Origin of the sequence: Parafrankia irregularis (assembly GCF_001536285.1) — a bacterium.
Taxonomy (GTDB): Bacteria; Actinomycetota; Actinomycetes; order Frankiales; family Frankiaceae; genus Parafrankia; species Parafrankia irregularis.
In genome coordinates this window covers 241,277-262,267 of record NZ_FAOZ01000002.1, presented here as the reverse complement: position 1 = coordinate 262,267, position 20,991 = coordinate 241,277, and the positions used below count along the sequence as shown (strand labels likewise).

General features: G+C 72.8%; 19 protein-coding genes. 2 read left to right on the top strand and 17 right to left on the bottom strand.

All coding sequences use genetic code 11. From position 1 onward, the window contains the following. Positions 1 to 3: 3 nt before the first annotated feature. From AWX74_RS03650 to AWX74_RS41115, 11 genes are all read right to left on the bottom strand, one after another. Positions 4 to 564 (bottom strand): TlpA family protein disulfide reductase, encoded by a 561-nt coding sequence (locus AWX74_RS03650; RefSeq protein ID WP_091271555.1) that lies wholly within the window; start codon positions 562 to 564, stop codon positions 4 to 6. Between the two features lie 293 nt (positions 565 to 857). After that, positions 858 to 1,880: a class I SAM-dependent methyltransferase gene (locus tag AWX74_RS03645; protein WP_091271553.1), complete on the bottom strand. Its 1,023-nt coding sequence runs from the start codon at positions 1,878 to 1,880 to the stop codon at positions 858 to 860. Positions 1,881 to 1,898: 18 nt separating this feature from the next. Continuing rightward, positions 1,899 to 2,543, bottom strand: coding sequence for a histidine phosphatase family protein (locus AWX74_RS03640; RefSeq protein ID WP_091271550.1), 645 nt, complete (start codon positions 2,541 to 2,543; stop codon positions 1,899 to 1,901). Further along, positions 2,540 to 3,892: a glutamate-1-semialdehyde 2,1-aminomutase gene (hemL, locus tag AWX74_RS03635; RefSeq protein WP_091272055.1), complete on the bottom strand. Its 1,353-nt coding sequence runs from the start codon at positions 3,890 to 3,892 to the stop codon at positions 2,540 to 2,542. The genes AWX74_RS03640 and hemL overlap by 4 nt, the downstream gene beginning before the upstream one ends. 628 nt (positions 3,893 to 4,520) lie before the next feature. Next, positions 4,521 to 4,745, bottom strand: coding sequence for a heavy-metal-associated domain-containing protein (locus AWX74_RS03630; RefSeq protein WP_091271547.1), 225 nt, complete (start codon positions 4,743 to 4,745; stop codon positions 4,521 to 4,523). Positions 4,746 to 5,160: 415 nt separating this feature from the next. Beyond that, positions 5,161 to 6,216, bottom strand: coding sequence for a porphobilinogen synthase (gene hemB / locus AWX74_RS03625; RefSeq protein ID WP_091272053.1), 1,056 nt, complete (start codon positions 6,214 to 6,216; stop codon positions 5,161 to 5,163). 14 nt (positions 6,217 to 6,230) lie between these two features. Continuing rightward, positions 6,231 to 8,051 carry a bifunctional uroporphyrinogen-III C-methyltransferase/uroporphyrinogen-III synthase gene (locus AWX74_RS03620; RefSeq protein WP_091271544.1) on the bottom strand — a complete coding sequence of 607 codons (1,821 nt, stop codon included), beginning with the start codon at positions 8,049 to 8,051 and terminating at the stop codon, positions 6,231 to 6,233. A gap of 2 nt (positions 8,052 to 8,053) precedes the next feature. Beyond that, entirely contained in the window at positions 8,054 to 9,256 is a 1,203-nt protein-coding gene (gene hemC / locus AWX74_RS03615; RefSeq protein ID WP_091271542.1) for a hydroxymethylbilane synthase, read from the bottom strand. Continuing rightward, positions 9,253 to 10,683 (bottom strand): glutamyl-tRNA reductase, encoded by a 1,431-nt coding sequence (locus AWX74_RS03610; RefSeq protein ID WP_091271539.1) that lies wholly within the window; start codon positions 10,681 to 10,683, stop codon positions 9,253 to 9,255. Before AWX74_RS03610 ends, hemC begins: the two co-directional genes overlap by 4 nt. Next, the gene (locus AWX74_RS03605; RefSeq protein ID WP_091271537.1) at positions 10,680 to 11,639 is read right to left on the bottom strand and encodes a redox-sensing transcriptional repressor Rex; all 960 of its coding nucleotides are present in this window, start codon (positions 11,637 to 11,639) and stop codon (positions 10,680 to 10,682) included. Before AWX74_RS03605 ends, AWX74_RS03610 begins: the two co-directional genes overlap by 4 nt. 218 nt (positions 11,640 to 11,857) lie before the next feature. Next, the gene (locus AWX74_RS41115; RefSeq protein WP_277872738.1) at positions 11,858 to 12,178 is read right to left on the bottom strand and encodes a glutaredoxin family protein; all 321 of its coding nucleotides are present in this window, start codon (positions 12,176 to 12,178) and stop codon (positions 11,858 to 11,860) included. Positions 12,179 to 12,555: 377 nt separating this feature from the next. Between AWX74_RS41115 and AWX74_RS03595 the strand changes: the two genes are divergently transcribed. Continuing rightward, entirely contained in the window at positions 12,556 to 13,383 is an 828-nt protein-coding gene (locus AWX74_RS03595) for a sigma-70 family RNA polymerase sigma factor (protein WP_091271534.1), read from the top strand. A gap of 210 nt (positions 13,384 to 13,593) precedes the next feature. After that, the gene (locus AWX74_RS03590; protein ID WP_006542042.1) at positions 13,594 to 14,478 is read left to right on the top strand and encodes an HAD family hydrolase; all 885 of its coding nucleotides are present in this window, start codon (positions 13,594 to 13,596) and stop codon (positions 14,476 to 14,478) included. A 60-nt stretch (positions 14,479 to 14,538) separates the two neighbouring features. Here the strand turns inward: AWX74_RS03590 and AWX74_RS03585 are convergent, their stop codons facing one another. The 6 genes from AWX74_RS03585 to AWX74_RS03560 form a co-directional block, all read right to left on the bottom strand. Then, the gene (locus tag AWX74_RS03585; RefSeq protein ID WP_091271532.1) at positions 14,539 to 15,612 is read right to left on the bottom strand and encodes a lysophospholipid acyltransferase family protein; all 1,074 of its coding nucleotides are present in this window, start codon (positions 15,610 to 15,612) and stop codon (positions 14,539 to 14,541) included. A gap of 33 nt (positions 15,613 to 15,645) precedes the next feature. Beyond that, entirely contained in the window at positions 15,646 to 16,689 is a 1,044-nt protein-coding gene (locus tag AWX74_RS03580) for an NAD-dependent epimerase/dehydratase family protein (RefSeq protein ID WP_091271530.1), read from the bottom strand. Positions 16,690 to 16,963: 274 nt separating this feature from the next. Next, positions 16,964 to 17,800 (bottom strand): SAM hydrolase/SAM-dependent halogenase family protein, encoded by an 837-nt coding sequence (locus tag AWX74_RS03575; protein WP_242666061.1) that lies wholly within the window; start codon positions 17,798 to 17,800, stop codon positions 16,964 to 16,966. 327 nt (positions 17,801 to 18,127) lie between these two features. Beyond that, positions 18,128 to 18,226, bottom strand: a complete 99-nt coding sequence (locus AWX74_RS03570) for a 30S ribosomal protein bS22 (RefSeq protein ID WP_003948845.1) — start codon at positions 18,224 to 18,226, stop codon at positions 18,128 to 18,130. Between the two features lie 123 nt (positions 18,227 to 18,349). Next, a complete protein-coding gene (gene proC, locus AWX74_RS03565; protein WP_091272049.1) occupies positions 18,350 to 19,186 on the bottom strand; it encodes a pyrroline-5-carboxylate reductase in 837 nt (278 codons plus the stop codon). Positions 19,187 to 19,274: 88 nt separating this feature from the next. Beyond that, positions 19,275 to 20,900 carry an acyltransferase family protein gene (locus AWX74_RS03560; protein ID WP_242666060.1) on the bottom strand — a complete coding sequence of 542 codons (1,626 nt, stop codon included), beginning with the start codon at positions 20,898 to 20,900 and terminating at the stop codon, positions 19,275 to 19,277. Between the last annotated feature and the right edge of the window lie 91 nt (positions 20,901 to 20,991).

The window sequence follows — 20,991 nt, the reverse complement described above, 5'->3', positions numbered from 1 at the left end:
AGGTCAGGCCTCCGTCCGGAGCTGGGTAAGGATCTTGGTGAGGTCCTCGGGCACGACACCGCCGGTGAAACGCGCGGCGATGCGGCCCTCGGCGTCGAGGACGATGGTCGACGGCAGCCCGATGGAGATCGGCCACCCCGCCGCGAGCGTGCCCAGCCGGTCGATGACGCTGGGGTAGGTGACCTTGAAGTCGCGGACGAACGCCCTGGCGCTGGCCGGCTCCTCCTTCTCATCCACCCCCACGAAGGCGACATCGGGATTGTCGGCCGCCAGCGTCACCAGGTGCGGGGTCTCGGCCCGGCACGGCGCGCACCAGGAGGCCCAGAAGTTCAGCACGACGGGTTTGCCGCGCAGGGACGCGAGGTCGAGCTGGTCGCCGTCGAGGGTCTCACCGGCCAGCTTCGGCGCGGCCCGTCGCTGCGCCGGGGCCACGAAGTCCTGCCCGGGGGCCTGTTGGACGAATCCGTAGCCCCCGCCGCCGGTGGCGTCCACCTTGTTCGCGTTGGCGGAGCAGCCCGCGAGCCCGCCGCCGGCGAGCAGCACCGCGGCGACGGCACCAGCCACCGTGGCGCGTGCCCGTCTTGTGTCCCGCACCCAGCCGAGGATGAGCCCGCTCCCTTCAACCCGCCGGAGTTCTACGACCAACTGTAGAACTACGTCTCCCAGAGTAGGTGCCCCGGCGGCCGCATGGGCCGGGGCTTCGCCGTCCGAACCGGGGCCGTCCGTCCCGGGACCTTCGTCGCTCCCCGCCGCCGGACCGGCACCGGGGCCGCCGCGACGCGGCCGTGCGTGGGGCTTCGCCCGCTGGGGCGTGGCGCTTTGCCCGCCGGGTCGGCACGCTCCTGGTCAGCCCGAGGTCAGGCTGAGGCCACCGGCGCGTGGTCGATGACGAACGAGGCTGTGACATCCATCCCGGTACGTCCGGGTGACAGCGCGGTGGCGAGCCGGCGCCGGAGCTCGGCCGCGTCGGTGTGATGGCCGCTGGGGCCCATGAGGGCCAGCTCGACCAGTTCGTCCGCCGCCAGGTGGAGGGTGAAGGTCAGCGTCTCGGACGTCGGCTGGTCGAAGTGGCCGGCCAGCTCCGCCGCCAGGCGGTCCCGCTTGCCCGGGTGGATGCCGACCAGCCCGAGCGCGTCACGCAGCTCCACCAGGTGATCGTCGCCAGGGGTCACCAGGAGCAACGCGCCGCCGGGCCGCAGCAGCCGGCGCATCTGGGGCAGATTGCGCGGCGCGAACACGTCGAGCAGGACGTCGACGGAGGCGTCGGGCAGCGGCCAGCGGTCCGCGACGTCGAACGCGACCGCGCCGATGCGCGGATGGGCCCGGGCCGCCCGGCGCAGCGCGAACTTCGACACGTCCGCGGCGAGGCCGAGACGCTCAGGACAGTCGTCCACGATCGCCGCGAGGTGATGTGCCGTCCCCGCGCCGATCTCAAGGGCCAGCTCGAGGCCGGCCGCCGCCCCCGCCGCCCCCGCGGCGAGCCCGGCGGGGCGGGCGGCGCGGGCGGCGCGGGCGGGGCGGGCGGGGCTCGTGCCGTGGGTCAGCCGGGCGAGCTGGGTGAGCCGGGTGGTGAGGGGCGCGAAGTGACCACGGCCCAGGAAGTCCGCCCGGGCCCGGACCATCTCCGCGGTGTCCCCGACGACCCGCCTGGCCCGGCCGGTCCGCAGGTTCAGGTAGCCGGACCGCTCGACGTCGAAGGAGTGGCCTTCGGCACAACGGAGCGCTCCAGGCGCCCCGGACCCGCCCGAGGAGGGCGGGCCCGGCACACCAGCCGGGCCCTGTGCTCCTGCCGGGCCGTCGGCGCCCGCCGGGCTGGGAGCGCCGGCGAACGGGCTCGCGCAGACCGGGCACCGCAGGCACCACAACGCTGGGTGGATCACCGCCGAGGCGAACCGGCGTCAGGCGCCGACGGAGCCGGCCGCGTTGCCGGTGGGCCCGTTGGGCTCGGCGTAGTCCACCCGGACGAGCTGATCGCCCCGGTAGACCGCGGAGGTGACACTCGCCAGTGCGCACTGGCGCCGGTCCGGGCGATGCCACAGGTGCTGGCCTTCCAGCGCGCGCCGGGCGGTCCACACCGGCAGCTGGTGGCTGACCAGGACCACGTGCCGCCCCGGGAAGGCGTCCCGCCACTCGGCGGCGCTGGCCAGCATCCGCTGCGCGATCTCGGTGTACGGCTCACCCCAGGACGGCTTCAGCGGGTTGCGCAGCAGCTTCCACATCCGGGGGTGGCGCAGGACGGCGGGCCCGGCCTCGAACGACCGGCCCTCGAACGCGTTGCGGCTCTCGATCAGCCGCGGGTCGATCTGGAGCTCCACCCCGTGGGCTTCCGCGATCGGCGTGGCGGTCTGCCGGGCCCGCTCCAGCGGGCTCGCGACGACCACGGCGACGTCCAGCGCGGCGAGGTGCTCGGCGGTGACCTTGGCCTGCCGCTCACCGGTCTCGGAGAGCCGGTAGCCGGGCAGCCGGCCGTAGAGCACCTTCTCGGGGTTGAAGACCTCCCCGTGCCGGACGAGATGGACCGTGGTGAGCTGTGGGCCGCTCACGCGGCACCGCCGCCGGCCGGCTCCGAGCCGACGGCGACCGCCGCGGCGGCCCGCGCGGCCGCCGGGGCCGCGGCTGCTATCCGTTCGACCGCCTCGTCGTCGTGGGCCGCCGAGAGGAACCACGCCTCGAACGCCGACGGCGGCAGGTAGATGCCCTCGTCGAGCATGGTGTGGAAGAACGCCGCGTAGCGCTCGCTCGCCTGCTCCTTCGCCCCCGCGTAGTCCACCACCGCGGCCGCCTCGGTGAAGAACACGCTGAACAGGGATCCGGCACTGTTGACCAGGTGCGGCACGCCCTGCTCGGTGAGGGCGGTGGAGACGATGCCGGCCACATCGGCGGCCCGCGCGTCGACGGTCGCGTAGACCTCGTCGGTGCAGGCGCGCAGGGTGGCCAGCCCGGCGGCCACCGCCAGCGGGTTCCCGGAAAGGGTGCCCGCCTGGTAGACGGGCCCGGCGGGGGCGAGCCGCGCCATCACGTCGGCCCGGCCGCCGAACGCCGCGGCGGGCAGACCACCGCCCATCACCTTGCCGAAGGTGAACAGGTCCGGCTCCCAGCCCTGCTGGGCGCCCTCCAGCCCCCACCAGCCGTCCCGGGAGAGCCGGAAGCCCGTCATGACCTCGTCGAACACCAGCAGGGCGCCGTACTCGTCGCACAGGCGCCGCAGACCGGCGTTGAAGCCGGGCAGCGGCGGGACGACACCCATGTTCGCGGCGACGGCTTCGGTGATCACTGCCGCGATGCTGTCGCCGCGCTCGGCGAACGTCGCCTTGACCAGTTCGAGATCGTTGTACGGCAGGACGATGGTGTCGGCGGTGGAGGCCCCGGTGACGCCCGGGGTGTCGGGCAGGCCGAGGGTCGCGACACCGGAGCCAGCGGCGGCGAGCAGGGCGTCGACGTGACCGTGATAGCAGCCCGCGAACTTGACGACCGTGGAGCGGCCGGTGAACCCCCTGGCCAGCCGGATGGCGCTCATCGTCGCCTCGGTGCCCGAGTTGACCAGGCGCACCTGCTCCACGGGCCGGATCCGCTCGACGATGAGCTCGGCGAGCTCCACCTCGCCCGGGGTCGGGGTGCCGAAGCTGGTCCCCCGGGCCGCGGCCGTGGTGATCGCCTCGACGACCTCCGGATGGGCGTGGCCGAGGATCATCGGCCCCCAGGAACAGACCAGGTCGATGTAGGACCGGCCGTCGGCGTCGACGAGCCGGGGCCCGTCGCCGCCGACCATGAAGCGGGGAGTGCCGCCGACAGCGCGGAACGCGCGTACCGGGGAGTTCACTCCACCGGGGACAACCCGCTGGGCGCGCTCGAACAGATCCTCGGACGCCGGTGCGGCAGATGGAACCACCATGCTCCGATCCTCGCAGGTCTCGCCGGCCGGCACGCGTCCGGCGCGGCAGCCGAATCCGGTACGACCCGGCCGCACCCGCCCGGCGGCCGGCCTGCCCGCGAAAGCAGCGGCTGCGTGCACGCCGGCCCGATCCGCCGGGGAGGGCAGCGAAACCTGTGACGGCGCCGACCTACTCGAAGGCCGCCGGCGGACGGGGGTCTGCCCCGGCCGCCCACCGGCGGCGGCTCATGACGGCCAGGGCGCACCCGCGCTCCACGCTCCGAGGGAGCCGCGCGGATGACGCCGCGTGGGTTCCGCGGCAGGCAGCCCTGGTCCGGTAGCGGCCAGGAGCCTTGCCCGGCCGCTGGGTCGATGATATTCCGCCACGCCGAACCCGGCTGAATGACGATGCCGCTCCCCGCCAGGCGAATGCGCTGGCAGAGCCCGACCGCGGACGACGATACGGCCCGCCGGACGATGATCGACAGGAATGGCTGTCCTAAGCGGCCTTCCTCACAGGAGCCACCCTGTAGGAGCCGGCTGCTTTCACCGGCGGTTCCGTGGGCTGCCCCGGCTCACGGAACCGCCGCCGGAGCCTCCACCGCGCACGGCGCACCGCGCCGGCGCCCCGCGCCTCCGCCCGCGGCGGTCAGACGCGCCCGGCGAGGGTGTACCCGGCCTCCGCGACGGCGGCGCCGACCGCGGCGTCGTCGATCTCGCCGGTGCTGGTCACGCTCACCCGGCCGGTGGCGACCTCGATGTCGACCGAGCTCACCACCGGCAGCTGGGAGATCTCCTCGCTGACGGCCGCGGCGCAGTGGCCGCAGGTCATCCCGGTGACGCTGTAGGTGGTCACGATGCTGGTGACGGACATGGCGACGCCTCCCGTGATGTGCTCGCGCGTGCCCCGGACGATTCCGCACGGGACCGCGGGTTGCCGACGGAGAGAACCCTACGCCCATACCCTCCCCCCGTAGGGTTCCGACCGGGGGTCGGCCTGGCCACACGCCGCGTCAGCACTCCCTGGCTGTACGCCGCAGTAGTTCCTTTCCACACCGCTGCTACCGAGCAAGACCTGAGGATTTCGGTCGTCAGGACAACCAAAATCCCATGATCTTCAAGCGGCGACCTCAGGCCGCACCCCGGTAAGCCGTTGCGACCGGACAAGACCTGAGGATTTTGGTCGTCAGAACGACCAAAATCCCATGATCTTCAAGCGGTGGCGGCCTGAGCCGTGCCGAACCTGTTCGGGGACGTTGCCCCCGTTCGACCGTTGCCTCCAGCGGATGTCAGCCGCGGCTCGCGAGCAGGCCCGCGACCTCCGTCGCCCAGTAGGTGAGGATGACGTCCGCGCCGGCCCGGTGGATCGAGGTCAGCGTCTCCAGGATGGTCCGTTCACGGTCGAGCCACCCGTTGGCCGCCGCCGCCTCGACCATCGCGTACTCACCGGAGACCTGGTAGGCGGCGACCGGGACGTCCACGGTGTCGGCGACGGCCCGCAGGATGTCCAGGTAGGCGAGCGCCGGCTTCACCATCACGGCGTCCGCGCCCTCGGCCAGGTCCAGCGCCACCTCGCGCAGCGCCTCTCGGACCGACCGGGCGGGATCCTGCTGGTAGCCGGCGCGGTCGCCGAACTGGGGGGCGCACAGGGCCGCCTCCCGGAAGGGGCCGTAGAAGCCGGAGGCGTACTTCGCCGAGTAGGCCATGATCGGAATGTCGGTGTGCCCGCCGCCGTCGAGCGCGGCCCGGATCGCCGCGACCTGGCCGTCCATCATGCCGCTGGGGGCGACCATCTCGACGCCGGCCGCGGCCTGGGCGAGCGCGATCTGGCCGTAGCGCTCGAGCGTCGCGTCGTTGTCGACGTCGCCCGCGGCGGTGAGCAGACCGCAGTGCCCGTGGTCGGTGTACTCGTCCAGGCAGAGATCGGCCATGATCACGATGTCGCCGCCGACCTCGGACACCAGGTCGGCGAGGGCGAGCTGGACGATTCCTGCCGGGTCGTCGGCGGCGGAGCCGCGGGCGTCCTTGTGCTCGGGCACGCCGAACAGAATGATCCCGCCGACGCCGGCCGAGACCGCCTCCGCGGCGGCCTTGCGCAGCGTCGAGCGGGTGTGCTGGACGACCCCGGGCATCGACGAGATCGGAACCGGCTCGGTCACGCCCTCCCGGACGAACATCGGCAGGATCAGGTCGGCCGGGTGCAGGCGCACATCGGCCACCATCCGGCGCAGGGCCGCCCCACGGCGCAGCCGCCGCGGGCGCGCCGCCGGAAAGCCGGCGGGAGGACCCGCAGGCGAGCGCCCGGGTAGGCCGCCGCTGGCGCCGAAGCCGCCGAAGCCGCCCAGGCCGCCGGTGCCGCTCACCGCCGGGAGCCTCGCCTCGGCTTGGGCAGCCGCGCGGCCAGCGGGCCGACCTTCCCGAGCTCCTCGCGGTGCTCGGCGGCGAACTCCGCCAGCGCGGTCACCAGCGCCGGCACGGACGCCTCCGCGGCCTGGACGTCCACCCGCAGCCCGAGCTCCTGCGCGGTGGCGGCGGTCGCCGGGCCGATGACCGCGATGACCGTCGTCTCGTGCGGCTTGCCGGCGATGCCGACCAGGTTGCGCACCGTGGAGGACGACGTGAACACGACCGCGTCGACCCTGCCCCCCTTGAGGGCCTCCCGGATCGGCGCCGGCGGCGGGGCCGCCCGCACGGTGCGGTAGGCGGTCACCTCGTCGACCTGCCAGCCACGGTCCTTCACCCCGGCGACCAGGGTGTCGGTGGCGATGTCGGCGCGCGGCAGCAGCACCCGGTCGAGCAGGTCCAGCGACTCGTCGAACTCGGGCCAGTCCTCGAGCAGGCCCTCACTGGACTGCTGGCCGGAGGGGATGAGGTCGGGCCGGATACCGAAGGCACGCAGCGCGTCCGCGGTCGCCTCACCGATCGCGGCCACCTTGACGCCGGCGAACGCCCGCGCGTCGAGGCTGCGCTCCTCGACCTTCTCCTGCACGGCCTTCACCGCGTTGACCGAGGTGAAGGCGACCCACTGGTAGCGGCCGGAGACCAGGCCGGTGATCGCCCGTTCCATGGGGGCGGCGGTACGCGGCGGCTCCACGGCGATCGTGGGCACCTCCAGCGGGCTCGCGCCGTGGGCGCGCAGCGAGTCGGAGAGGATCGCCGCCTGCTCCTTCGTGCGGGGCACCAGCACCGTCCAGCCGAACAGCGCGCGGGTCTCCCACCAGGACAGCTTCGGGCGGGACCCGACCACCTGGCCGATCGAGATGACGACCTCGCTCGGCGGGGTCGCGGTCGCGTTCAGCATCGGGGCGGCGTCCGCCTCGATGCGGTCCAGCGTCGAGGCGACAGTGCGCTGGTCGGTGGTCGTTCCGTCCACGGTGACCGCGACCGGGGTGTCACCTGGGCGCCCGTGCTCGACCAGCGCGGTGGCCACCTTGCCGATCTCGGTGGGTGAGGCGGTGACGATCAGCGTGCCGGGCGCCCCGGCCAGTGCGCCCCAGTCGACATCTCCCGGCGTGCTGGGCACACCGAGGCCACCGAATCCGGTCGGGGCACCGAGCCCGAGCGGTGCGCCGAAGCCGCCGCCGACTCCCAGCGGGCCGCCGCCGAGGCCCGACATCGGCCGCGCGCCGACGCCGAGGCGGGACGTGCCGAACGGGGGCGGCGTGAGCGGCCCGACCGGCTCACTGCCCCCGAACGGGGAGCCGCTGTTCACCGAACCCGAGGACGAGAAGACACCCGACGTGCTCGCGAAGGTCACCGGCGAGCCCGGCGCCACACCGGCGTAGGTCGCCACCGCGGCCGACGTGGAGACTCCCGGGACGACCCGGTAGGGAATCTTGGCCTTGGCCAGCGACTGCGCGTCCGCCGCGCCGATCCGCGTCAGCCACGGGTCGGACGCGTACAGCCGGACGACCTTCTCCCCGGCCCGCGCCCGGCTCACAACCGCGGCGGTCGCGGCCTCGGCGTCCCGGACCGGCTTGGGAGCGTCGAGGTCGCCGATCTTCAGGACCTCCGCCGACAACGACTCGATCACGGCCGACGGTACGTCCGGGTCCGCGACCACCACGTCGGCGGCGGCGAGAGTCTCCACGGCGAGGACCGTGAGCAGCCCCGGATCATGGGGTCCGGCGCCCACCAGGGCGACCGGGGACACGGGCTTCTTGGTACGTCGGGTGGCCATGCTCAGCTTGTTCCCATCAGCGTCTGTGCTCCGGCGGACAACATCTCGTCCGCGAGGCGCTGCCCGAGCGCCTCCGGGTCGACGACAGAACCGGTGAGTTCGCACCGCAGGACCCTGCTGCCATCCGGCGCCGCGACCACCGCCCGCAGGCGGAGGTCACCCACGGCGGGCGCACCATCGCCACCTGTGGCCTGGCTCGAGCCGGTACTCGGAAGGACCCGGCCCAGGGCACCCACCGGAGCGGTACAACCGGCTTCGATTCCCGCCAGGAAAGCACGCTCGGCTCTGACCGCGACAGAGGACGGTGCGTCGTCGAGCACAAACCGTAGCAGCTCCGCGAGCCCCCCATCGATTGCCTTGCTCAGATCTGGTCCACTCCGGACGTAGGATTGTCCGCTTTCCGCCAGCCCGCCACCAGCCGACCCACCACCAGCCAACGCGGCACCCGCCAGCCCACCACTTGTCAGACTGCCACCCGCCAAAGCGCCGTTCGTCAAAGCACTGCCCGCCAACGGAGCCACCGCGGTGCCCTCCGTCCGAAGGCACTCGATTGCCAGCGCGCCCTGGCCGGGAGCGGGCAGGATCACCTCGGAGGGGATGATCTCGGTCACCGCGTCGAGGCGGTCGAGGCGCTCCAGGCCCGCGTGCGCGAGGATGACGGCGTCCACCTCCCCGTCGATGGCCTTCTTGATCCGGGTGTCGACGTTCCCCCGGATCGGGACGACGTCGAAACCGAGCCCCATGGCACGCAGCTGCGCCGCCCGGCGCGGTGCCCCGGTGCCGATACGCGCGTTCGGGCCCAGCCTGACCAGCCCGCGGCCGCTGGGCGAGACGAGGACGTCCCGGGTGTCGACCCGGGGTGGGACGGCGGCCAGCACGAGCCCGTCCGGGGTGGCGGTCGGGAGATCCTTGAGCGAGTGGACGGCGAGATCGATCTCGCCGGACAACAGCGCCTCACGAAGCGCGCTCACAAAGACGCCCGTGCCACCGATCTGGCTGATCGCCCCCTGCGACCTGTCACCGTCAGTCACGATCGGGACCAGTTCCACCTGGCAGCCGAGCCGGGCCCGCAGCGCCTCGGCCACGTGCCCCGACTGGGCGAGGGCCAGCGCGGAGCGCCTGGTACCCAGGCGCAGCGGGCGACGTGTGAGCCAGGCGAACGACCGGGCGTGCGATCGGGCGTCGGGCTCTCGGGTGTCTGTCACGTTCTCTCCACCAGATCCAGGTCAGGTGCGGAGACAATGGCCGGCACGTCCCGTGGAAGGTCGAACAGCTCGCGCAGCGCCTCGGCGTAGCTGTCACCGCCCGGCGCCTCCGCGAGCTGCTGCACCCGCACAGTGGGCGCGTGCAGCAGCTTGTCGACGACTCTGCGCACCGTGCCGGAGACCATGTCCCACTCACGGTTGTCAAGATCGGGCAGGCGGGTGCGCAGCCGGTCGAGCTCGTCGCGCACCACAGCCGCCGCGTGTGCCCGCAGCGCCACCACGGTCGGGGCGACCCGCTCCGCGCGTCGCCGGTCGAGGAACCCGCCCACCTCGGCGGCGACCAGGGAGCGGACGGCCTCCACGTCATGGGAGACCTGCGCCCCGTCCAGGGCGACCCGCAGCGCCTCGATGTCGATCAGGGTGACCCCGGGAAGCTCCCGAACCGCGGGGTCGATGTCACGGGGAAGCGCGAGGTCGAGGAAGACCAGCGGGCGGCCGCCGCGGCCCTCGACGGCCGCGCGGACCTGGTCGTGGCTCACCACGTGCCCGGACGCCCCGGTCGACGAGATGACCAGGTCCGCCCGACCGATCTCGTGGGCGATGTCGCTCAGCCCGACCGCGCGGGCGTCATGGGTCTGGGCCACCCGCGCCGCGTGCGCCGCCGTCCGGTTCGCGACGACGACCTCGCCGGCGCCGGCACGGCGCACGGTCTGGGTGGCCAGCGAGCCGACCGCGCCCGCGCCGATGATCAGAACCCGGGCTCCGGCGAGCGGTTCCGCGTCGGCGGGCTCGACCGGGGCGGTGAGCTCGGGCCGCAGCAGGTCCTCGACGGCGTCGGCGGGATCGGTGCCGATACGCGAGACGGGCACGGCGAGCGCATCGGGCCGACGGGCCTGCAGGTCGAAGGCCGCCATCCGGACACCCACCGAGACGATCGAGGCTCCCGCCGCGTCGATGGATGTCTCACTGTGGGCCCGCTTACCCACCCGCAGCGCGTTCTGGAACAGCGCGCCGAGCGCCCCGCTCGTCACCTCGGCCGCCTGGGCCGCCCGGAAGGCCACCCGGACCTGGCCGAGGATCTGGGCCTCGCCGACGAGCATCGAGTCCAGGCCGCACACCACCGAGAAGAGGTGGCTGACCGCACGCGCCTCGTGATGGACGTACAGATGCGCCGCGAGATCGTTCATGGGCACGCCGCACACCCGGCTGAGCTGGTCGGAGATGTCGGCCAGCCCACCGTGGAAGGTCTCCACCTCCGCGTAGATCTCGGTGCGGTTGCAGGTGGAGAGGATCACCGCCTCGCTCACGTGATCGGCGGCCACCAGGTCGTGGAGCACCTTCGGCGTCTCGTCGGCGGAGACGGCGGCCAGCTCCAGCAGCGACGTCGGCGCGGTCCGGTGGTTGAGGCCCACCGCGAGCAGACTCATTCGGCCTCACTCCCGCCGGCGACCACGGGCAGGGACACCCGCGACGGCCGCACAGCCGGCGTCGGCCGCGCAGCCTGGGTCGACTGCGCAGCCTGGGTCGACTGCGTAACCGGCGGCGACGGCTGCGTTACCTCCAACGGCTGCGCAGCCTGCTCCGGCGCCACCCGCGACGACGGTGACAGCACCCGACGAGTCATCCGCACGACCTCACCAGCCTCGTCATCCACGATTCCGCCCGGCCCCGGCTCACCACCGACGGCCCGCACCCCCGGCCGGGGGGGCAGGCCTGGCGACGGACGTTTGCGCGCTTCGTGAAAGGAGAGAATCTGCAGCTCCAGGGCAAGGTCGACCTTACGCACATCCACTCCCTCGGGCACCGAAAGCACCGTAGGGGCGAAATTCAGGATGCTGGTCACGCCCGCTGCGACGAGTCGATCGCAGACACCCTGGGCCGCCGCCACCGGCGTACAGATCACGCCGATGGTCACCTGGCAGTCCTCGATGACCGCTTCCAGCTCGTCGGCCGGACGGACGACGACCGCACCGACCCGCTCGCCCACCCGGGACGGATCGGCATCCACCAGGGCCGCGATACGGAACCCACGGGCATGGAAGCCGCCGTACCCGGCCAGTGCATGCCCGAGGTTACCTACGCCCACGAGCACCACCGAGCGGTCTTCGGTCAGGCCGAGCTCGGCCGAAATGCACTCCAGCAGGATGCCGACCTCGTAGCCGACCCCGCGGGTGCCGAAGGATCCGAGCTGGGAGAGGTCCTTGCGGACCTTGGCCGAGGTGACCCCGGCAGCGGCGGCCAACGTGTCCGACGACACCGTCTGCACGCCACGCTCACCGAGCCCGGTCAGCACACGCAGGTAGAGCGGCAGCCGGGCCACCGTCGCCTCGGGCATCGGCGATCTGCCCGACAGCCGCCCGGTACCCCGCCGTGGTGAACCCATCCGCGGCTCCCGACATCCCTCGACAGTGCGGACGGATCGCCGTGCCGCCGGGCACCGACCAGATCCGCGTGCCGACGCATTCCGCGTGCCGACACCCGAGCCTGCCGGCACCCGACCAGGCATGCACGCCCGACCGGACGTCCACGCTCGACCCGGCGGCTGCCACGGCCGACGACCGCGTCTGCGGACGCATCGATTCTACGACTTCGTGAAGTGATTCACGATGTTCTCGGAGCCTTCGGTCCGCCATCACGATCGGAACCGCCTCGCTGCCGGGAGCCATCGGACCGCCCCGCCCGCCCGGTCCGCCACGACCAGCGGTCACCCGCCAGGGCACGACGCAACCGCTCCTCCTCGACCCGCCAGTACCCGTGTTCCCGGCCGTCCACGAGGATCACCGGCAGCCGGTCGCCATAGGCGTCGGCGGTCTCGGGGTCGGCATCGGCGTCCATCTCCCGCCAGCCGACACCGAGCTCGGCGCTCACTTTCGCGATCACCACTCGTGCGTCATCACACAGATGACAGCCCGCCCGGGTCACCAGGACGATCCGAACACCGGACTCCCCCGCTCCGCCTCCCTCACCGGGAGCGGAGCCGACCGCGGAACCGTCCTGGGGGGTCTGCGGGCTTCGACTGTGGTTCCGTTCGGACATCTGCGCACGGACGTCGATCACCTCAGCGACGATAGTGCTTCGACGCCGTCCGGTTACCTACCATCGGGTGACGATCCACTCCCCGTCGGCAGTCAGGCGCGCGACGGTGCCAGGTCTGGCGTGGCTGGAGACCCGGCTACACTCAGCTACCCGACGGCTATGGTGGTGACGGTCACCAGGCCGTTTCCGGCATCAGCTCGGCCCGCGAACCGTCTCCGCCCGCGAACCGTCTCCGCCCGCGACGTCCACGCTCGGGAGCCCGCATGTGCGCCACGACGTGCCTCACTCCCAGCGGGCTACTCGCCGGCAGCCCACTGGCCGTTGGGCCATCGGCCGTTGGGCCGCACGCCGCCAACCCACCCGCCGGCAGCTCATCGGCCCGTCATCTGCTCGGCCTGCTGCCACTGCTCGGCGCGGCCGTGGCCATGGCCCGGGCGACCGCCGGGAACACCGCCAGCGTCGAGCCATCCGACCTGCTCGCCCAGGCCTCCGACGCCCGCGGTGAGGAGCTGGCCGGCCCGCGGGGGGAGGACGACCTCGTCCGGCGGGCCCGCCGCGGGGAGCGGGAGGCGTTCGGGCTCATCTACGACCAGCACGCCGACCTCGTCTTCCGCTATGCCTACTACCGCGTCGGCGGCAACCGCGCGGTCGCCGAGGACGTGGTGTCCGAGACGTTTCTGCGGGCCCTGACCCGGATCTCGAGCTTCGAGTGGCAGGGGCGCGAGATCGGAGCCTGGCTGATCACCATCGCCCGCAACCACATCGTCGACCTGGCTCGCTCAGGCCGCGCCCGGCTGGAGTTCCCGACCGCCGACCTGCTGGCCACCGCCGACGAGCGGGTGGGCTCGGGCACGGTGGTCCCCGGGCCGGAGGACACCGTGCTGTCCGCCATCGAGCTGCGGGAGCTGCTCCAGGCGCTGAGCTCGCTGGGCGCCGAGCAGCGGGAGTGCGTCACGCTCCGGTTCCTCCAGGGGCTCTCCGTGCGCGAGACCGCGCTGGCGATGAACAAGAAGGAGGGCGCGGTGCGAGCGCTGCAGCTGCGGGCCGTACGTACCCTCGCCCGGCAGCTGCCCGCGCCCCGCGGGGACTGACCCGCACGGTCAGCCGCGGGGACTGACCCGCACGGTCAGCCGTTCCGTCCGTGGGCCGTCGCACGTCGTAGGCTGACTGCGCCGCTCGACGAGCCCGGACAGCCGGAGGCAGTGCCAGTCGGAGGCGCTGCCAGGGGCATCCGCGGGCGAGGCGCGGCGGGCCGGGCCGGAGGCCACCGGCGACGGTGATCGGACGGGGGCGGAGATGACATGAGGGTGCGACGACGCAAGGACCACCTGGATGGCCGGGAGGCGGCCGAGGTCGCGGCCACCGCCGCGCTGAAGGTCGCCGCCGAGGAAGTGGCGAAGGCTCCGCCGGACGAGTCCGCCGCGGCGTTCTTCGACGTGGACAACACCATGATGGCCGGCGCCTCGATCTTCTACTTCGCGCGTGGGCTCGCGGCCCGCGACTTCTTCGACTCGCGGGACCTGCTGAAGTTCGGGTGGCAGCACATCAGCTACCGGCTTCGCGGGCTGGAGGACCCGAACGGGATGCGGGACGCCCGCGAGGCCGCCCTGGCCTTCGTCGCCGGGCGCAACGTCACCGACATCGTCCGCTACGGCGAGGAGATCTACGACGAGCGGATGGCGCAGCAGATCTACTCGGGGACGCACGCGCTCGCCCAGCAGCACCTCGACGCCGGGCAGCGGGTCTGGCTCGTGACCGCGACGCCGGTCGAACTGGCCTCGATCATCGCCCGGCGCCTCAGCCTGACCGGCGCGCTCGGCACCGTCAGCGAGGTCGCGGACGGCTGCTACACCGGGCACCTGGTCGGCGAGCCGCTGCACGGGCCGGCCAAGGGGGCGGCGGTGCGGGCTCTGGCCGAACGCGAGGGCCTGGACCTTTCGCGGTGCTGGGCCTACTCGGACTCGATCAACGACCTTCCGATGCTCTCCCTGGTCGGCCATCCGGTGGCGATCAACCCGGACCCGGACCTGCGCGCCGTCGCCAAGGAACGGGACTGGCTGATCAAGGATTTCCGCACCGCGCGAAAGGCCGCCCGGATCGGCATCCCGACCGCGGCCGGGCTGGGTGCTCTCGGTGGCGGTGTCGCGGCCGGAATGGCCCTGCGCCGCCGCTACGGCGGAACCTGAACGGGACTCGCGGACCTCGGCTGGCCCGAATTCCGTGATTCGGGTGATCCGTGATTCGGGTCAGAAGAACACCGACCGACGCTGCATCAGCAGGCCGTACAACGTGTGCTGAATCGTCTCGCGAATGCGGTCGTTGAGCTCGAAGACGAGCATCGGGTCCTCGGCCGCCGCGGCGGTGTACTGGCTCGTGTCCACCGGCTCACCGAACTCGATGATCCATTTGCTCGGCAGTGGGAGAAGACCGAGCAGACCCAGCCACGGAAACGTCGGTGTGATCGGCACATAGGGCAGCCCCAGCACCCTGGCGAGGGTCCGGGCGTTACCGACCATCGGATAGATCTCCTCCGCGCCGACCACGGTGCAGGGAATGATCGGCGCACCGGAACGCAGCGCCGCCGAGACGAAACCTCCGCGGCCGAAACGCTGGAGCTTGTAACGCTCGCTGAACGGCTTGCCGATGCCTTTGAAGCCCTCGGGCCACACCCCGACGAGATGACCCGCGCCCAGCAGGCGTTCGGCGTCCGCGTGGCAGGCCAGCGTGTTGCCGGTCTTTCGCGCCAGCGGGGCCAGGAACGGAACGGCGAAGACCAGGTCGGCGGCCAGCATCCGCAGGTGGCGGTGGGCCGGGTGATGGTCGAGGACCGCCAGGGCGGTCATCAGCGCGTCCAGCGGAAGTGTCCCGGAGTGGTTCGAGACGACGAGCGCACCGCCCCGGTCCGGAATGTTCTCCAGGCCGCGGGTCTCGACCCGGAAATAGCTGCGGTAGATCGGGCGTAGCAGCGGCGCCACGACATGCTCGGTGAGATCGACGTCGAATCCGTGCTCGTCGACCGTGTAGTCCCCGGTGATCCGGCGGCGGAGGAACGCGAGCAGCTCGGCCAGGACCCGCTCCAGCTCACCGGCATCGGCCGGCGGGTCGCCGGGACCCGTCCCGGCGTCGGCGTCGGCGTCGGTCTCGGCCTCCGCGCCGTTCTCCGCCTCGGCATCGGCCTTCGCCCCGGCCGAGCTCTTCCCGGCGTTGCCCTTGTGGGGCATCTCGTCGGTACCGACCACGTGTAGGCCGACCGCGCCGCTCCTGCCGTTCGAGTCGGACCGCCCGCCCGAGTCGGTCCTTCCGTGCGGTGTCAACGGCATCTCAGCCCCTCTCCACCGGTCGCGGGCATGCGGTCATCGGGGCGTTCCCGCGGGCCGGTGGCCGGCCAGCATGCCGCGAAGGCCCTGTTCGACCCGCTCGACGAGTTCGTGGTCGATGGTGTACCGCAGCTCCCGGTCATGCACGAAGCTGTCGAACGTCGCGACGGTCGAGTACCGCGGAACGTACCCGAACACTTCCTTGAGCTTCGTGGTGTCCACCGCGCGACCGTGCGCGAGAAAGCCGAGCTGCTCGGAGGAGAAGTCGACGAGCCGCAGGCGGCGCGCGATGTTGCCCAACGACCCGATCGCCGGAAAGGGAATCGGCAGCGGCGGCCGCCCGGCCCGCCTGATCGCCTGCGACAGCAGGAGCACGCCATCACCGGCGACATTGAAAGTCCCGGCGTGGTCCTCCCTGGTGGCCTTCATCAGGACGGCCATCGCGTCCTCGGCGTGCAGCAGCTGGATGCGGGGATCGAAGCCGAGAACGGTCGGAACCACCGGCAGATCGAGATAACGGGCGAGCGGGGAGTCGACTCCCGGGCCGAGCACGTTCGCGAGCCGGAGCACCGTCACGGCGATATCGGGCCGCCGGCGACCGAAGCCGCGAACATAGCCCTCGACCTCGACCGCGTCCTTGGCGTACCCACCACCGGGAAAGCCGCGCGGCTCCATCTCCTCGGTGAACAGCGCCGGATCCTTCGAGGATGAGCCATAGATCGACGTCGTGGACTTGACCACCAGCTTGCGCACCCCGGGCGCCTTCTGGCAGGCCGCGAGAAGCTGCATCGTCCCGATGACGTTGATCTCCTTCATCGCCGTGCGCCCGCCGGCGCCCAGCGGCGTGGCGAGCACGCTCAGATGCAGGACGGTGTCGATCGCGGCGGTGGAGATCACCTTCGCGATCAGGGGATTGCGGATGTCCACCCGGACGAACTGGGTTCGCCCCAGATCTTCCGCCGGCGCGATCGTGTCGACACCGACCACGTCGACGATTTCGGGATCAGCGGCCAGCGCCAGTGCCATCTCGGCGCCCAGCGGGCGTGACACCCCCGTCACAAGCACGCGACGTGGCCTCATGGACGCCTCCCGCGCAAAGCTCTCCAAGTCGACCGGCGGCCGGACTTGCGGGGCCATCGTACGCCGGATGCGACCCCGCCAGCTGCGCAGCGTCACAAAAAACTTCCAGATCGACACCTAGAGTAGCCAGATGTCGATCCCGTCCCCGCGGCGGCGCCGCCCGACCACTGACGTCAGAGCTCGGGACGGCGTCGGGACGAGGTGCCGCCGGTGAGGCCGGGGGCGGTGGGGCCCGGGTCGGCGGGGTCGGGGCGGGGTTGGCGGGGTTGGCGGATCACCGCCGGCCGCGGGCCGCGACCACGGCGGGACGCGGACCGTTGCGGGGCACCTGGGCGACCACGACCGCGTCACCGCGCCGCAGCCGCAGCACCTCCGCCGCCCGACCGCAGTTCACCGCGATCATGACCTGGCGCAGCGCGTCCTCACAGAGCGCCAGCTCGCCGGGCGCGACCTCGCCGTAGGTGTGGGTGAACGGCATCGTGAGCTTCCTGGCGTCCGCCCGGACCTCCACCGGATCACCGAGCAGCACCCCGGCGGCCTCGAGCTCGGACCGGGTCATGTTGAGCGAGAGGTTCCCGAAGTGGTCCACCGAGACCACCTCGCCGTGGACGTGGTCGTCGTCGACATGGCATCCGCGCGGCTCGACGACCACCAGCTCGGCGGGGTCGAGCCGGGGGCCGACGTCGGCGGGGGACAGCCCGACCGCCAGTCGGGCCGCGACCGGCGCGTACACGTCCCGACCACGGAACACCGCCGTCGGCAGGGGCAGCCACAGGTCCGGGTTGGAGATCTCGTAGGCCTCCTCGACCCCGCCGAGCAGCTCCCAGCCCAGCGAGGCGACCCCGTTGTCGGGCACGACGAACAGCGAGCCCTCGGCGGTGCGCACGACGATGCCACGCGTGTATCCGCTGGCGTCGAGCTGCTCGACGACGACGAGATGGATTCCGGACGGGAGGTAGCCGACCGCACCCACCAGAGTCACCGCCGCCTGGCCGACGTCCTGCGGCTCGATGGAGTGGCACAGGTCCAGCACCCGCGCCTCGGGCGCGTGCCTGGCGATGATCCCATGGCAGACACCGACGCAGGCGCCGTCCACTCCGTAGTCCGACATGAACGTGATCCACCCGCTGGCCATAGGACCCCCTGCGCCCGGCCGGCGCCGGTGCCGGCCACGCGACCAGGGTGCCATACGGTCACCACATCGGCACGAACGAGCACACGGAGTGAAACAGCCTCGTTACACGGCTACAGGCCGCCCGCGAGTCGCTCCGCGACACCAGGCGGAGGGCGACGACCAGAGTGCGACGGCAGGGGGCGACAGCAGCCCGCGCCCGGGGGCGCACCGCAGGGGACCACCGGGACCACCGAGACCGGCACCGCCCGGCGGCCGCGGGCCGCCCGCGGGTCGGTCGCCGGCCTGGGTCGCCCCCCGCGAGTGCTACTTCTTGTTGCGGCGCTGGACCCGTGTCCGCTTGAGCAGCTTGCGGTGCTTCTTCTTGGCCATACGCTTGCGACGCTTCTTGATTACGGAACCCACGTACCCGACCGATCTGTTGAAGATGTTTTTCCGAGCGAGCCTACCCGTCGAAACCGTGTGGCCCGGCAACCGGTGCACGGTACCAGTGCCGGCGATGCCGGCCTGGCAACCACCGATTCGCCGTCAGGACGCACCGAGCTCCCGGGAGCGGGCGCACGCGGCCTCCACCGCGTCCAGCACGGCGGCGCGCACCGCGGCGCGGTCGAACTCCCGCAGGGCCGCGATGGTGGTCCCGCCCGGGGAGGTGACCGCCTCGCGCAGCAGCGACGGATGCTCCGCACCGGACGAACCGGAGCCGTCCCCCGCAGCGCCGCGGGCCATCAGCGCGGACCCGGCGGCGGTCTGCACCACCAGCTCGGCCGCCAGTGCCCGTGGGAGGCCCAGCAGCACCCCGCCCTCGATCATCGCCTCGATCAGGTAGAAGAAGTAGGCCGGACCGCTGCCGGACAGCGCCGTCACCGCGTCGAGCTGGCTCTCGCTCACCCTGACCACCTGGCCGACCGGGCGGAGCATCTCCTCGACGGTCGCCAGGTGCTCGTCACCCGCGCCCGGCCCGGCGCACAGGGCCGACATCGCCTCGTTCACGAGCAGCGGGGTGTTCGTCATGACCCGAACGACGGGCGTGCCCGCCGGCAGGCGCTGCGCGACGAAGGACGACGACACCCCGGCCGCGACGGAGACCACCAGCGTGCCGGGCTTGATGTGCGCGCTTATCTGGTCCAGGACGCTTCCCATGTCCTGCGGCTTGACGGCCAGCACGACGGTGCCGGCCGCCGCGACGGCCGCCGGCGGGTCCAGCACCTCGACGCCGTACTCCGCGGCGACCTGCGCGGCCCGGCCCGGATCGCGCTCCGCGGCGAGCACCTCGGACGGCGCGCGCCCGGCCCCCAGCAGCCCGGACATCAGCGCACCGCCAAGGCGCCCGACCCCGACGATCGCCAGAACGCTACTGCCCTGCACCACCACTCACTCCCCTTCACCACCGATCCGCCACCGCCCGTGGCGGCCACCGCTGATGAAGGCTATGACCTCGGCGGACGGACGCGGCCTACCAGTCGCCTCCGGCTCCGGGAATCGGTCCGAACAGCGGATCAGGCTGGGCCGACTCCCGCTCGGAGCGCCCGGCGCGCGCGTCCCGACCGTCCCGCGCGCCGGCCGGTTGACGGCCCGCCGGGTACTCGTGGTCCGGGCCCTGCGCCGGTCCAGGGTGGCGATCCCGGCCAGGTCCGGGCCCGGGACGTCCCGCAGGGGGCCGCCCACCCGCGTCGTGCCCGCTGACCGGCCCGTGCGCGTGGCCGGGGCCCTGACCGCTGACCGGCCCGTGCGCGAACGCCCGACCGTGGTGCCCCGAGTCGTGGCCGGGCCGTGGCGTCGGTGTGGGCCGGCGGCCCGCGTCGGCTCGCGGATCGGTGAGCGCCGGCAGCTGCAGGTTCATCGTCTCCCCGACGACGGACGCCGCCGCCCGCGGGTCCCCCGCCGGGAAGCGGTCGTCCGGACCATGCCGTCCGGTGGACGGGTAGCGGGCCCAGTCCGGAACGGGTGTCGGTTCCATCCCGGCGGTGCGGACGGCACCGACCGCCGGACCGTGCTCGTACACCGCGGGCCCGTCCGGCTGGTCGTAGGTGACGTCACCTGGTTGCGGCCGACCGAACCCGGAAGTAACCGGCAGGCCCGTGGCACCTCGCCACCCGCCCTGGGCCGGCAACGGGTCCCGGTCGCGCTGTGGGTACCCCTCGTCCACCCAGTCGACGTCCCCGTCCGAGCGGGACATCGCCGCGACCGGCTCCCGGTCCCAGTCCCGGTTCCGCTCCCGGTCCCGCGGGTCCGGCAGTTCCAGGGAGTCGGGACCTTCCGCCAGCTCAGGCAGGTCCGGCAGATCCCGGCCAGGCGCGCCGGGCGCGCGTCCGGAGCGGTCCGCTTCGGAGTCCGGGCGGGGCGCGTCGGCCGGCGACGGGCCCGCCGCGTCATCCCGGGGCCTCGCCGGCCCGCGCGGGGTGTCGGACCACTTCGGCCGGCGCGCCTGGATGGGCTTCTCGATGAATCGGTTCGCGAGATAGGCGGCGATCGTCGTGCCCACCGCCGCGACGAACACCCCGGGCCACAGTCCGATCCGCGGGACGACCTGGCCCGCGGAGGCGGAGATGAACGGGTAGTGCCACAGGTAGATGCTGTAGGTGATCTTTCCGAGCCAGGCCATCTTCGGCGCGCCGAGCAGTTTGACCCAGCGGGCCTCCCGGTTGACGTCACACCCGAGGATCAGGATCGCCCCGAGCGCCGCGGTCGGCACATAGGCGGCGTAGTCGATCCAGTTCGGGAGGTACTGCTCCTTGCTCGGGCCGGCGAAGCACAGGACCAGCATCGCGATCCCGGCCGGCAGGCCGAGGACGCCCAGCCGGCGACCGGTCGTCCAGCGCCGCACCGCGGCCATGGTCACCGTGGACGCGGCGCCGCGCGCCGGGCGCTCCCGTCCCTTCTCCTCACCGCCGGCGGAGTCACCGGCCGGCCCGGCCAGGGCCCGCAGGCGGTTGTCCCGCCAGATCGCGACCATGCAGCCGATGAGCAGCGGCGCGATGTGCGTGTCCAGGCCGAAGTAGACGCGGGTGCGGACCGCCCCGCTGGCGGCGCAGACATACGTCCAGCCCAGCACGAGCCCGACCGAGGCGACCAGGAACATCAGCAGATACGGCCGCAGTCGGCGCGAGCGCATGAAGAGCAGGAACGCCCCCCGGCCAGATCAGGTAGAACTGCTCCTCCATCGACAGCGA